12 protein-coding genes are annotated in these 14,678 nt (G+C 35.9%); 7 read left to right on the forward strand and 5 right to left on the reverse strand.

Features of this window, described 5'->3' with window-relative positions; translation table 11 throughout:
* Window position 1: 1 nt before the first annotated feature.
* From G9Q29_RS03645 to miaB, 4 genes are all read right to left on the reverse strand, one after another.
* Window positions 2-853: a tetratricopeptide repeat protein gene (locus G9Q29_RS03645; protein WP_166133364.1), complete on the reverse strand. Its 852-nt coding sequence runs from the start codon at window positions 851-853 to the stop codon at window positions 2-4.
* Between the two features lie 73 nt (window positions 854-926).
* On the reverse strand, window positions 927-1,430 hold the full coding sequence (locus G9Q29_RS03650; protein WP_166133366.1) for an LptE family protein: 504 nt from the start codon (window positions 1,428-1,430) through the stop codon (window positions 927-929).
* Window positions 1,431-1,466: 36 nt separating this feature from the next.
* Window positions 1,467-2,723 (reverse strand): sigma-54 interaction domain-containing protein, encoded by a 1,257-nt coding sequence (locus tag G9Q29_RS03655; protein WP_166133368.1) that lies wholly within the window; start codon window positions 2,721-2,723, stop codon window positions 1,467-1,469.
* Between the two features lie 79 nt (window positions 2,724-2,802).
* Entirely contained in the window at window positions 2,803-4,248 is a 1,446-nt protein-coding gene (miaB, locus tag G9Q29_RS03660; protein ID WP_166133370.1) for a tRNA (N6-isopentenyl adenosine(37)-C2)-methylthiotransferase MiaB, read from the reverse strand.
* Between the two features lie 459 nt (window positions 4,249-4,707).
* Here miaB and topA point away from each other — a divergent pair, with 459 nt between their 5' ends.
* From topA to G9Q29_RS03695, 7 genes are all read left to right on the forward strand, one after another.
* Window positions 4,708-7,236, forward strand: coding sequence for a type I DNA topoisomerase (gene topA, locus G9Q29_RS03665; protein WP_166133372.1), 2,529 nt, complete (start codon window positions 4,708-4,710; stop codon window positions 7,234-7,236).
* A 3-nt stretch (window positions 7,237-7,239) separates the two neighbouring features.
* Window positions 7,240-8,391: a formimidoylglutamase gene (locus G9Q29_RS03670; RefSeq protein ID WP_166133374.1), complete on the forward strand. Its 1,152-nt coding sequence runs from the start codon at window positions 7,240-7,242 to the stop codon at window positions 8,389-8,391.
* A 127-nt stretch (window positions 8,392-8,518) separates the two neighbouring features.
* A complete protein-coding gene (gene porK / locus G9Q29_RS03675; protein ID WP_166133376.1) occupies window positions 8,519-9,925 on the forward strand; it encodes a T9SS ring complex lipoprotein PorK/GldK in 1,407 nt (468 codons plus the stop codon).
* Between the two features lie 39 nt (window positions 9,926-9,964).
* Window positions 9,965-10,612 (forward strand): type IX secretion system motor protein PorL/GldL, encoded by a 648-nt coding sequence (gene porL / locus G9Q29_RS03680; RefSeq protein ID WP_166133378.1) that lies wholly within the window; start codon window positions 9,965-9,967, stop codon window positions 10,610-10,612.
* Between the two features lie 44 nt (window positions 10,613-10,656).
* A complete protein-coding gene (gene porM, locus G9Q29_RS03685) occupies window positions 10,657-12,198 on the forward strand; it encodes a type IX secretion system motor protein PorM/GldM (protein ID WP_166133380.1) in 1,542 nt (513 codons plus the stop codon).
* 47 nt (window positions 12,199-12,245) lie between these two features.
* Entirely contained in the window at window positions 12,246-13,136 is an 891-nt protein-coding gene (gene porN / locus G9Q29_RS03690; protein WP_166133382.1) for a type IX secretion system ring subunit PorN/GldN, read from the forward strand.
* A gap of 84 nt (window positions 13,137-13,220) precedes the next feature.
* A complete protein-coding gene (locus G9Q29_RS03695; protein WP_166133384.1) occupies window positions 13,221-14,270 on the forward strand; it encodes an NAD(P)/FAD-dependent oxidoreductase in 1,050 nt (349 codons plus the stop codon).
* Between the two features lie 4 nt (window positions 14,271-14,274).
* On the opposite strand, the gene G9Q29_RS03700 is transcribed toward G9Q29_RS03695, so the two are convergent.
* On the reverse strand, window positions 14,275-14,658 hold the full coding sequence (locus tag G9Q29_RS03700; RefSeq protein ID WP_166133386.1) for a DUF983 domain-containing protein: 384 nt from the start codon (window positions 14,656-14,658) through the stop codon (window positions 14,275-14,277).
* Window positions 14,659-14,678 lie beyond the last annotated feature (20 nt).

Consider the following 14,678-nt stretch of genomic DNA (forward strand, 5'->3'; position numbering starts at 1 on the left):
TTTAATTATTATTATGTTGTAAAATCTTAATATCCGATATGCGGTCCGCAAAGAAACTACTTTTTTCTGGATATTTCAAAATTAATATTTCATAAGCTTGTATCGCTTTTTGATATTTTTTTTGCTCCAAATAAACTCTCGCTAAGGTCTCTGTCATTAATGCCGAATGATCGGCTGTAGGAAGTTCAATATTCACAGGTGGACTCGAGTTCTGCTTTACAGGAGAAATTTTAGGACTAGTCTCAATGAACTTATCAATAATAGCTAATTTTTTTAATTTTTCAGGATCAAGCGCAGGTTCCTCTGGAATACTTTTCTCAATTTCGTCGCGTTTGATTGGCTCCGTTCTTGATAGTTGTAGCCATTCTTGAAACGAATGTTGCTCTTTTTTAGAGAATTCAAGAGGGCTTCCTATTTCGAGTTTTTCGATAAGTATGGCTTCTTGCTCTTTGGGTTCAGGCGTTGAAGCTTCTTTAATCGAGGTTAAAATCGATCTTTCAACAGGGCTTAAAACTGGTTCTATAATTTCTGGTTGTTTGATTTCTTCGCTATCAATAACATTAATGTCTAAAATGGCTTGCAGTTTCTTTTCATACAGGCGTTTGTGTATAGCGACAAAATTTTCGGAAGTGATAAAATCAAAAAGTACAGAACGATCTGTAGTGTGGGCGGCCGTTAGTTTTAAAGCGCCATTATATTTAAAGCTGTTTTGACTGTATAGTCCTTTAAGCTGAATGGCTTTCGCGCTTTGAAAATAAGGATACGATGCAATCACGTCATCTAACGCTGTGGTTTGCTTCTCAAGGATAGCATCCGGCTTGGTTATTAAGTAGGTAAAGTCAGCTAATTCCATTTTGTTTTAAATCAAGTTGTATGCTAAGATACAGCTATTTGGTCATATAATTGTGAGTGCAGGTTGGATTGAGTTACCACTTGGCTAAAGACTCGTTGAAGATATCTTGTGTAATACGATCAAAAATTTCTTCTAAAGCAGAATTAAGTGGTGCACCTATTAATTGTTGTTCGGCAGGATAATCAAAGAAAAAGCTAAACGATTTTTCAAAATCATCTGTTTCTTTCTTCTTGTTTGTAAAACGAACATTTACTCGAACGGTCAAGCGGTTTTGTGCAGCTCTTTGATCAGCCGTGGCAGTCATTGGACTAATTCTGTAATCTACAATTTCACCTTCGTAAGTCAAGTCGGCGCTATTTGTTACAAGGTTTAAATTCGTTTGATTCTGAATCAAATCTTGTAATTTCAAGGTGAATGTTCTGTCAATTCCAGGTTCAATTAATTCAGCATTATTTTGGAAAAATCCAACTTGAAAGGTTTTGGCATCAATGTTACCTGTTCCCGTAAAATTATAGACAGAGCAGCTGTTTGTACTTGCAATCAATAGGGCTAAAAGAAAATATTTTATAAATTTCATGTTCTTGAAAGTAATTGGTGAAAATCTGATCTGTAGTTACAAATCAAATTGCTTAATTTTTCGATATAAAGTGCGCTCCGAAATTCCTAATTCATCAGCAGCAGCTTTTCGTTTTCCTTTATTTTTTTCTAACGATTTTTTTATCATTTCGATTTCCTTTTGCTCTAAGCGCAAGGTTTCTTCTTCCTCGACTGTTTCGGCAAAAAGATAATTATCATCGTTCTCTTGGTATAATTCTTCAGCAGAAGGTGTGGTGATTAAACCGGTTCTTGGTTCTTCTTCAAAATCTATTTCGTTATCGCTATCTTTTGTTCCGTAGATTTTCTTGATCAAATGTTGATTCGTTTCTTGAACCTGAGTACTTCCGTTTTGAATTAATTCGAGCGTTAGTTTTTTGAGATCATTCAAATCGCTTTTCATATCAAAAAGTACTTTGTACAAAATTTCCCTTTCGGTCGAAAAGTCATTTTCACTTTTTTTATCCTTAATGACAGATGGCAAATTACTTCCTTGCTCCGGTAAATACGATTGCAAAGTTGCAGCAGAAATATCGCGATTGGTTTCAAGAACTGAAATTTGTTCCGCAACGTTGCGCAATTGCCTAATGTTACCACTCCATCTAAATTTTTGCAGTAACAGCACCGCATTTTCATCTAGTTTCAACGGAGGCATTTTGTATTTGTGTGCAAAATCAGCAACAAACTTTCTGAATAACAAATGAATATCGTCCTTGCGCTCTCGCAAAGGCGGTAAAGTAATGTCTACGGTACTCAAACGATAGTATAAATCTTCTCTAAAGTTTCCTTTCTCGATTGCATCAAACAAATTTACATTGGTAGCAGCCACAATTCGAACATCAGTTTTTTGTACCTGTGACGATCCCACTTTTATAAATTCACCATTTTCAAGTACGCGCAATAATCGCACTTGGGTGGTAAGAGGCAATTCGCCCACTTCGTCAAGAAATATAGTTCCGCCATTAGCTACCTCAAAATAACCTTCACGCGTACTTGTAGCACCTGTAAAAGCGCCTTTTTCGTGACCAAATAATTCGCTATCAATAGTTCCTTCCGGAATAGCCCCACAGTTTACTGCAATGTATTTGCCATGTTTTCTATGAGATAAGGAGTGAATAATACGAGGCATATTCTCTTTACCAACTCCGCTTTCGCCGGCAACCAATACGGTGATGTCAGTAGGAGCAACCTGAATGGCTTTTTCTATGGCGCGATTGAGCTTCGGATCGTTCCCGATAATCTCAAAGCGCTGTTTTATATTTTGAACTGATTCCATTTGATTTTTGTTTAAAGTTTTTTTTTTCAGGTTTCAAGTTATCGAGTGAACTTTAAACCTGAAACTTGAAACTAACTTTCTAATTCATTTCAGAATATCCAACCGCTTCACCTTTTAAAGTTCCGCTTGTGCAACTTGTAATTTTCACATTCACAAAATCTCCAATCTTATAATTTTCTTTTGGGAAAACTACGGTTATGCTTTGTGAATTTCTGCCTGAGAATTCTTCAGTTGATTTTTTAGAAACTTTTTCGACTAAAACCTCTACGGTTTGACCAATAAATTCTTCTGAACGAAACCAAGCGTGTTTTTGCTGCAAGTCTACAATTTCTTGCAGTCTGCGTGCTTTTGTTTCTTCGGGTACATCATCTTCCATTTTTCTACCGGCAAGTGTTCCTGGGCGCTCAGAGTACGAGTACATATAACCAAAATTATATTTCACATATTCCATTAACGCTAAAGTGTCTTGATGGTCTTGTTCTGTCTCTGTTGGAAAACCTGCAATCATATCTTGCGAAATAGCGCAGTTTGGAATTACAGTTCTTATTTTATCAATCAAAGTCATGTATTCCTCACGCGTATGCAAACGATTCATTTCTTTTAATATACGATTACTTCCTGATTGTACCGGTAAGTGAATGTGTTTGCAAATGTTTGGGTATTTAGCTATCACTTGCAGAATACTTTCATGCATATCCTGCGGATTCGAGGTTGAAAATCGAATGCGCATTTTAGGAAAAGCAACGGCAACCATTTCAAGCAATTGATCAAAGTCAATTGCAGTAGCTTTTTGAATTTCGCTAGCATTTACAAAATCTTTTTTCAAGCCGCCACCGTACCACAAATAACTGTCAACATTTTGACCTAATAATGTAATTTCTTTGTAGCCTTTGCTCCATAAATCTTGAATTTCACTCAAAATGCTTTGTGGTTCACGGCTGCGTTCGCGTCCGCGGGTAAAAGGAACTACGCAAAAAGTACACATATTATCACATCCTCGAGTGATAGAAACTAAAGCAGTTATACCATTAGTCATTAAACGAACAGGCGAGATATCGCCATAAGTTTCATCCTTTGATAAAATTACATTGATAGCATCACGACCTTCTTCAACTTCGGCTAATAAATTAGGTAAATCTTTGTAGGCATCTGGACCAACTACCATGTCAACGATTTTCTCTTCGTCTAAAAACTTTTCTTTCAAACGCTCTGCCATACAACCTAAAACTCCCACTTTCATTTTTGGATTGATGCGTTTTACGGCATTGTATTTTTCCAATCTTTTTCGGATGGTTTGTTCTGCTTTGTCGCGAATAGAACATGTATTTACTAAAACTAAATCGGCTTCCTCCAATACTTGAGTCGTATTGTATCCATTTCCGGATAAAATAGAAGCTACAATTTCGCTATCTGAAAAGTTCATAGCGCAACCATAACTCTCGATAAATAGTTTTTTAGTGTTTTCGGGTTTATTTTCTAAAACGAGACTTTCGCCTTGTTTACTTTCTTCAATTATCTTTTCCATTCCATTTTTTCAAAGCACAAAGATAACGTAATTTCAGTAAATATGACAAGATGTCAGCCTACAAATTAACAATGTTTTGCATTTTACAATTGAATGCTTCTAGGATAAATGAAGTTGTCAAAAAAGTTTCAATTTTGCTTTACTTTTTACTTTGTACTGCGAAATAAGAAATTCTTTTTTATGCCATTACTAAAATTTGGTTGATGGTTATTTTTATAAATAGAGTCAGTGTTTTGAAAGAGCGGAAACAAATGTTACTGTTTAAAATGAACCTTAAATGAGTTATTTTCGTAATACAAGAGGCGGAATTTATTTATTTTCAAAGTATTTTTCGAGAGATATGAAACAAGGCGTTTCGCAACAAATAATCTAATCAAGTAGGTTTTATTCTATTTTAAAAACCGGCAAAAGCCCGATATATAAAAAAAACTTCTACTTTTGTCCCAGAAAAATAGAGCAATGGCAAAGAATTTAGTTATCGTAGAGTCTCCTGCAAAGGCAAAAACAATCGAAAAATTTCTTGGAAGTGATTATCAAGTAGAGTCCAGTTATGGGCATATTGCCGATTTACCTTCACGAGAAATAGGAGTAGATGTGGAGCAAGGTTTTAAACCAAAGTATGAGGTTTCTGCAGATAAAAAAGCATTGGTTACCAAGTTAAAAGGTTTGGCTAAAAAAGCAGAAATGGTATGGCTAGCGAGCGATGAGGACCGCGAGGGTGAGGCTATTTCTTGGCACTTAGCCGAAGAGCTAAATTTGGATATTAAAAAAACCAAACGCATCGTTTTTCATGAGATTACAAAAACAGCCATTTTAAAAGCGATTGACAATCCACGTGAAATTGACTATAATTTAGTAAATGCCCAACAAGCCAGACGTGTACTTGACCGATTGGTTGGTTACGAATTATCGCCTGTTTTATGGAGAAAAATTAAAGGCGGTTTATCTGCTGGTCGTGTACAATCGGTTTCGGTTCGATTAATTGTTGAACGCGAGCGCGACATTCAAAACTTTAATGCAGTAGCAACTTACTCTGTAGTAGCCGAGTTTACTAACGAAGCAGGAAAAGCATTCAAAGCTAAGTTGCCTAAAAATTTTAATACAAAACAAGAAGCAGAGGCTTTTTTAAAAAATAACGTAGGTTCACAATATAAAGTAGGGGAGTTAGAAACAAAACCGACCAAAAAGTCGCCTACAGGTCCGTTTACCACTTCAACCTTACAACAAGAGGCAGCTAGAAAATTGTATTTACCGGTAGGTATTACCATGCAGTTAGCACAACGTTTATATGAAGCGGGATTGATTACTTATATGAGAACGGATAGTGTTAATTTATCAAAAGAGGCGATGGAGGCAGCTCAAGCTGAAATCATCAAATCCTATGGCAAGGAGTTCTCAAAACCAAGGACTTTCACCAATAAAAGCAAAGGCGCTCAGGAAGCTCATGAGGCTATTCGACCTACAGATATGTCACGCCACACGGTAGATATTGATCGTGACCAAGCCCGTTTGTACGATTTGATCTGGAAACGTACACTTGCTTCACAAATGAGTGACGCACAACTTGAGCGCACCAATGTAAAGATTGAAGCTAATAATCACAACGAGGTATTCACAGCTTCTGGTGAAGTGTTGCTTTTTGAAGGATTTCTAAAAGTTTATTTAGAAGGTCATGATGATGACGAAGAAGAGCAAGAAGGCATGTTGCCAGCCATGAAAGTGAACGAAAAGTTACAGAATAATTATATCACCGCTACTGAACGCTACTCAAGACCGCCAGCTCGATTTACAGAAGCGTCGTTGGTGAAAAAATTAGAGGAGCTTGGTATTGGTAGGCCATCTACCTATGCACCAACAATTTCTACAATTATCAACAGAAATTATGTTGAAAAAGGGAATCTTGACGGGCAAGAGCGTAAGTATACGCAACTTACTTTGCAAGCAGGCACGCTTGCTGAAAAAGTACTAAAAGAAAACACAGGCTCTGATAAAGGAAAATTAGTTCCAACAGATATTGGTACCATTGTTACTGATTTCTTGGTTAAGAATTTTGGAAACATTCTCGATTATAATTTTACTGCCAAAGTAGAACAAGATTTTGATGAAATAGCCGAAGGAAATATCGTTTGGACCAAAATGATGCAGGAGTTTTACGATCAATTTCATCCAACGGTGAAAGATGTGGAAGCGAACGCAGAACGTGAAAGTGGCGAACGTATTCTAGGAACTGATCCTAAAACAGGCAAACCAGTTTCGGTGCGTTTGGGTAAATTTGGCCCAATGGCTCAAATTGGCGCTGCTGATGATGAAGACAAGAAGTTCGCAAGCTTGATGAACGATCAAAATATTGGTAACATCACGCTAGAAGAAACTTTAAACTTGTTTTTGTTACCAAAAAACTTAGGTGTTTATAAAGATGAAGAAGTAGAGGTGAGTAATGGTCGTTACGGTCCTTATATTCGTCATGGTGCAGCTTTCGTATCTTTGCCAAAAGGCGAAAACCCGCTCGATGTTGATTTTGAACGCGCCAAAGAATTAATTGATGAAAAAGCACTTGCTGATGCGCCAATAGCTGTCTACAAAGGCGAAGGTGTTCAGAGAGGAGTCGGGCGATTTGGTGCCTTCATCAAATGGAATGGCCTTTTTATCAATGTGAGCAAGAAATATGATTTTGATAATTTATCTCAAAATGATATTGAAGCCTTGATTGAGGATAAATTACAAAAAAATATAGATAAAGTGCTTCACAACTGGGAAGATGAAGGAATCTTGGTTGAAAAAGCAAGATGGGGACGCTCTGTTATTACTAAAGGAAAGATAAAAATTGAATTAAGTAAGGATGTTGATGCTGCAAAATTGACTTTGGCCGAAGTACAAGAGATGATCGCAAAGAAAACTCCAGCCAAAAAAGTAGCGGCCAAAAAAGCGCCAGCCAAAAAAGCAACAGCAAAAAAAACAGTGGTAAAAAAGCCAGTAGCAAAAAAATAGAAAATGGAATTTGATTTTTTGAAACCCATAGACTCAGATGTTCTTGATTTTATAGGTAACCTTAAGGCGCAGCAATTAGGAAGTAAGGTTGTTTTACATACTAATGATCAATTTCCGGATTTAGATCAGGTTCAAATTGCCATTTTTGGTGTTTTGGATAATCGCGGCGATTGTAATGCTATTTCTGAGGTGGAGGTTAATCCAATAAGAAGGCAATTTTATAGTTTATTTCCAGGAAATTGGGACGCTTCTATCGCTGATTTGGGAGATATTCCCGCAGGAAGTAATGTTTCAGATACTTATTTTGCGGTAAAGCAAATTGCTACCGAATTAATTAAAAAAAGAATAATACCTATTGTTCTTGGCGGCTCTCAGGACATCACCTATTCTTTGTATCGTGCGTATGATACTTTAGAGCAAATGGTGAATTTGGTTGCCGTTGATGCAAAATTTGATTTCGGTACAGATGAAGAAGATCTTTCAGCTACTTCATACCTTACCAAAATGATTGTAGAGGAACCAAATAATTTGTTTAATTATTGCAATATCGGATATCAGACTTATTTCAACTCGCAAGAAGAAATTGATTTGATCGAAAAATTATATTTTGATGCCTACCGATTAGGTGAAGTTTCTAATAATATTGCAATTGCAGAACCAGTTTTTAGAGATGCTGATATGGTTAGTATTGATCTGAATTCTGTTAAATCTTCTGATTCTGGAAATACAATTCGTTTTCAGCCAAATGGCTTTAATGGTAAAGAAATTTGCGCATTAAGCAGGTATGCAGGAATAAGTGATAAAGTATCTTCATTTGGTATTTACAATCATAACAATACTGCTGCCGAAGCCGTGCTTGCAGCTCAAGTCGTTTGGTACTTTATCGAAGGGTTTCATTACCGTTCACATGAATATCCATTTGGAAGCAAAGAGAATTATTTGAAATATATTGTGCCTTTAGAAGAGGAGGAACTGGTTTTTTATAAAAGTGATAAAACAGACCGTTGGTGGATAGAAATTCCATTTATTTCAAATGTTAATAATAAATTAAAAAGAAACACGTTATTACCGTGTTCCTACGATGAATACTTACTTGCTTGCAACCAAGAACTGCCCGAAAGGTGGTGGAAAGCACAAAGAAAAAACATCGTTTAGATCGATTTAGGACATATTTATGATTTTTTTATAAAAAACAGTTTGTTTGGAACAAAAAAATTGTTTTTGTAAAAAATAATAAATAGGTTTACACACTTAAAAATAATGATTAGATAACCAAATTTATATGAAGAAGTTCATAGCTTTCACAGCGATTATAGCCCTTTTAACTGGCTGTGGTAAAACAAGCGACAGAGGAGAATTAGTTGGTGTTGATGGAGGGAAATGGCATCCTGAAAAACCTTATGGGATGACTTTGGTACCAGGAGGATCTTTTATTATGGGTAAATCAGATGCTGATTTAGCAAATATTGAAGATGCACCTACCAAAACTGTTACTGTGCGTTCTTTCTATATGGATGAAACGGAAATCACAAATAAAGAATACAGAAAGTTTGTAGAGTGGGTTAAAGATTCTACAATGAGAGTTCGTTTGGCTATTATGGCTGATATGAATGGTCAAACAGCAACCGCAAGTACTGGAAGAGGGAGAAATGCAGGTAGTATTGGCGATTTTGCATTCAATGATTCAGATCCAACTAAAATGACTGCTTACGATAAGTACATGTATGATAACTATTACAGTATCGGTACAGAGGATGATCAGTACGCTGGTAGAAGATTAAATAAAAAGGTGAAATTAATTAAGGATACCAAATTATATCCTGATGAATATTACACTGAGGTGATGGATTCTATGTATTTGCCAATTGAAGAGTCATACAACGGTTTGCGTACCATAGATGTAAATAAATTGAAGTTCCGCTATTCTTGGATGGATATTCAAGCTGCTGCCAAAGCTAAAGTTGGTAGAAGAAAAGATTTTATTAAAATTGAAACAATCAAGGTTTATCCAGATACTACAGTTTGGATCAAAGATTTTGCATATTCATACAATGAACCAATGCATAACGACTACTTTTGGCATAAAGCATATGGCGAGTACCCGGTAGTTGGTGTTACATGGACACAAGCTAAAGCCTTTTGTGCTTGGAGAACTTTATATAAAAATACATACATCAAGTCAAAAAGAAAAGGTCGTGATTTAATCAACTCATTCCGTTTGCCTACAGAGGCAGAGTGGGAGTATTCAGCAAGAGGTGGTTTAGAATCAGCTACATATCCTTGGGGAGGTCCTTACACGAAAAATGATAGAGGATGTTTCTTAGCTAATTTCAAGCCAAACCGTGGAGATTATGCTGCAGACGAGGCTTTATACACAGTAGAAGCTAAATCATATGAACCAAACGGATATAATCTATACAATATGGCCGGAAACGTTTCTGAATGGACGGATTCAGCATATGATCCTAACGCATACGAATATGTATCTACAATGAACCCAAATGTTTTAGATGCATCCAACAAACGTAAAGTATTACGTGGAGGATCCTGGAAAGATGTTGCTTATTTCCTACAGGTAAGCACAAGAGATTACGAATACGCTGATTCAGCAAGAAGTTACATTGGTTTTAGAACAGTACAAGACTACATGGGGCTTCAGACAACTGGAACAGGAAAAAAGAAAAAATAACAAAAACCCAATCTATTAAATTTTTAAATTACTATTATTATGGCATTACTAGGTAAAAAAGCAATGAATTTCGCTTACGGTATGGGAGCGGCAGTTGTAATCATCGGAGCATTATTTAAAATCACACATATTGAATTTGGTCCTATCACAGGAAACTTGATGTTGACAATTGGACTAGTTGTTGAAGCTGCAATTTTCGCACTTTCAGCTTTCGAACCAGTTGATGATGAATACAAATGGGAAAACGTTTACCCTGAGTTAGTAGGTGGAACTGCAAAACCAGCTGCTAAAAAAGCAGAACCAGCAGCAGATACGCAAGGTTTATTGTCTCAAAAATTAGATACATTACTTAAAGATGCAAAAATTGACGGTGCGTTAATGGCAAGTTTAGGAAACAGTATAAAAAATTTTGAATCAGCAGCTAAAGGAATTGCTCCTACAGTAGATTCTATTGCTTCTACTAAAAAATATAGTGAAGAGTTAAGTTTAGCGGCTACTCAAATGGAGTCTCTAAATAGCTTGTACAAAATACAATTAGAAAGTGCTTCTAAAAATGCACAAATTAATGAAGAAGTTGCAGCTAACAATTTGAAATTGAAAGAGCAAATGCAGTCTTTAACTTCTAATTTATCTTCTTTAAATAGTGTATACGGTGGAATGCTTTCTGCTATGAACAATAAAGGATAATTAGTCAAGCGACACATTAACAATAAACTAATTATTTAGAAAATATGGCAGGAGGAAAACTAACCCCTAGACAGAAGATGATTAACCTTATGTATTTGGTTTTCATCGCTATGTTAGCATTAAACATGTCCAAAGAAGTATTATCTGCTTTTGGATTAATGAATGAAAAATTTGAAGGATCAAATACAGCAGCAGAACAATCTAATGCTCAAATGTTATTGAGTTTAGATGCTAAAGCTGCAGAGGCAGGCGGAGAGTTTAAAGACGCTGCTGCAACTGCTCACAAAGTAGAAACACTTACTAAGAATTTCTACGACTATATTGCAGGTTTAAAAACGGAAGTTTTAACAGGTACTGAAACAAATCCAGATACAGGTAAATTACCTTATGAGGAAATGGATAAAGGAGACAACTTAGATAATTCTTGGTTTAGTCCTGCAGGATATTCTGCAAAAGGTAACGAAGTCGTTAAAACTATTGAGCAGTACAAAAATGATGTTAAGGCAGCTTTAGGTGGAAACAAAAAATTAGCGCCAATTTTAAGCGAAGTAGAGTCGAAATTTGATCTTGCACCAGTTAAAAACAAAGACGGAATAGCAATAGCATATTTAGATTACCATTTTAAAGGTTTTCCAGCTGTTGCTTCGTTAGCAAAGCTGTCTGCTTGGCAAAATGATGTTAAAAAAGTGGAGACAGATGTTTACAATACTTTATTAGGAAAAGCGGCCGTTGCTGCTGCTTCTTACAGCAATTATCAAGCGATTGTTGTTTTAGACAAGAGTGCTTACTTTCAAGGAGAACAAGTTACAGGTAAAGTAGTTTTAGGTCGTTATGACGAAAATACAAAACCAACTTCTTTTTCTGGTCCAGGAAAAATAGTTAACGGACAAGCTGTAATTTCGATGACTGCTGGAAGTGTTGGTGAGCAATCAATCAACGGCAAATTTACTTTCTTAGAAGACGGAAAGAACATTCCATTACCTTTTCAAGGAAAGTACGTAGTTGTTCCTAGACCTAACTCTGCTACTATCTCAGCAGACAAAATGAATGTTGTTTATAGAGGAGTTGTAAACCCAATTTCTATTTCTTTTGCAGGAATCGCTGATAACAATGTTAATGCTTCTGCACCAGGATTAACTAAAGTTGGTAACGGAAAATACAACATGAGCCCACAAGCTGGTAACGAAGTTGTAATCAATGTTTCTGGAAAAATGGCAGATGGTAAAGTAGCTTCTGATAAACGTGTGTTTAGAATCAAAGGTATTCCTGGTCCAACGGGTACTATCCGTGGAGAAATGGGAGTTGTTAAAGGTCCTAAATCAAGTTTAGAAATTTCTACTGTTGGAGCTAAGCTTGTTGATTTTGACTTTGAAGTAGGATTGAGTGTAGTTGGTTTTAACTTAAAAGTTACTGGTCAACCTACCGTAGTTGTTCAAGGAAACAAATTAAACGCACAATGTAAAGCTGTTTTGGCAAAAGCCGGACGTGGAGATCAGGTTACTATTTCTGAGATCAAAACAAAATTAGAAGGAGCGGGTAGCTACTTGTTGCCAAGAACCGCACCTGTAATTTATGAAATACAATAATACAACGGTTGTATAAACCAAAGTCAATATTTTATTAGGACACTATTATGAATGTAAGAAATCTTTTTATCGCTATCGTCTCTCTTTCTTGGAGCATTAGTTCCGTAGGGCAGTCGAATTTGCTAAATGCAAAAACTCCAGACCAAATTGGACTAAAAACTGCTGCACAGCTGGATTCAGATAACGATAAACCATTAGCCTACGGTTATGTACACGACCGTGATGTTTTAATGGGTAAAACAACATGGGAAATTATTGATTTAAGTGAGAAGATCAATTTCTCCTTATATTTTCCTATTGATACAGCGAATATTGGTTCTGATAGAAGGTCTTTATATGATGTATTGACTAAGGCAATGAAAAATGGTCAAATCACTGAAGTCTATACTGATAGTTATTTCAATACCAAAAAATCTTTGCAAGACATTCAGGGCTCTTTAACTCGTGTCGATACTACTGATGCTGGTAGAGAGCAATTAAATGCTGGTAATAGAATTTCTGATGAGTACATTGTCAGACAGGATTTATCTGCGCAAGATGTTACGCAATACAAAATCAAAGGGTATTGGTATTTTGACAAACGTCAAAGTGAGTTGAAATATCGTTTGTTAGGAATTTGTCCTATTACTCCTGACGTGTATACGATGAACAGTGATGAGAAAGATTATATCGAGTTGTTTTGGGTGTTTTTCCCAGCGGCGCGCGAAGTTTTACATAATGCAAAAGCTTTTAATGATAAAAATTCAGCGATGCCAGTTTCGTTTGATCAAATTTTGAACTCTCGCCGATTTAACAGTTTGATTTATAAAGAAGAAAACGTTTACGGAGATCGTGCAATTGAAGAGTACATGAAAGACAATGCTCAAAATCAGTTGTTAGAATCTGAAAGAGTAAAAGACAAGATTAGAAATTTTGAATCGGATATGTGGAACTACTAGTTTCCGTAAGATTAAAACAGATAAAACTCTTACCCTTGTGGTAGGAGTTTTTTTGTTTATTGGTGATATTTAAACTGATATTTTATGATTGATTATTTAATAGTTGGTGCTGGCTTGGGTGGACTTTCTTTCGCAGAATGGGCACTTGAAAATGATAAGACAATTTGTGTAGTGGATAATAATTCTCAAAACTCATCTCGTGTAGCTGGAGGTTTGTATAATCCGGTTATTTTGAAGCGGTTTAGCGAAGTATGGAATGCAAAGGAGCAACTTGAACAAATGAACGCTTTTTACAATAGAATTGAAAAACGATTATCTTTTCAGTTTGATTTTAAGAAACCAATTCTCCGTAAGTTTTTTTCAGTGGAAGAACAGAATAATTGGTTTACTGCTTCGGATAAAGTCAATTTAGCCCCTTTTTTATCAACTACTTTAATTCATGATACATTTATTGGTATTGAATCTCCTCATGGCTACGGTCAAGTATTACATACAGGTTATGTAGATACTGCTTTATTGCTTCAGGAATTTAGGGCTTTCCTTTCGGCATCAGGTCTATATGAAGAATTTGATTTTGAGTATGATGCTTTGGAGTTGATTACAGGAGGAGTGCGGTATAAAGGGATTATTGCCAAACATGTTATTTTTGCTGAAGGGTATGGCTTGCACGCTAATCCGTATTTTAACTCTCTTCCATTAGATGGAACTAAAGGCGAATTATTTATAATTGAGGCGCCTGGTTTAAAACTCGATGTAATAGTTAACACCAGCGTATTTATATTGCCGCTTGGAGAAAATCTTTTTAAGGTAGGAGCTACTTACAATTGGAAAGATAAAACCAATGACACAAGCGAGGAGGGCAAACAAGAATTGATTGATCGAATTCAAGAAATTATCAATTGTGATTTTAAAATTATATCTCATTTTGCAGGAATCAGACCCACCGTTCGAGATAGAAGACCATTAATTGGAACGCACCAAATACATCCTCAATTACACGTTTTAAATGGTTTAGGAACTAGAGGCGTTATGTTGGGGCCGTCAATGGCTAAGGCCTTGTATGATTTTATCGAGTTTGAAAATGCCTTAGACCCAAGTATTGACTGTTGGCGATTTGAAAAGCGTAAAAAGTAGGGATTTATTTTTTGTTTTGATTAGGGTCATACGAAACAAACATATTGATATAAATGTTTCGAGCCCAGCGTAAAACAAACGGAAATAGTGCTGTTAATGCAATGATTATAACAACAAATGCCTCTTTTAAATTTGATTTAAAGAAGAAAAAAGAAATGACAAACGCTGCAATACCAATAGCGACATTTAATCCGTAGCTTACGTACATGGCTCCGTAAAAAAAGGATGGCTCTATTTGATATCTCAATCCACAATGACTGCAATTGTCATGCATTTTTAAAACTTGGGTTAAATGCCATGGGTTTTTTTGTAAATACATGCTCTCATTGTGACATTTAGGACAAGTTCCTGTTAAAATGCTATATAATTTGGATCCTTTTTTTAACATTTGCAAAAAATTTAATTTTC

The organism is Flavobacterium turcicum (genome assembly GCF_011365745.1).
Lineage (GTDB): Bacteria > Bacteroidota > Bacteroidia > Flavobacteriales > Flavobacteriaceae > Flavobacterium > Flavobacterium turcicum.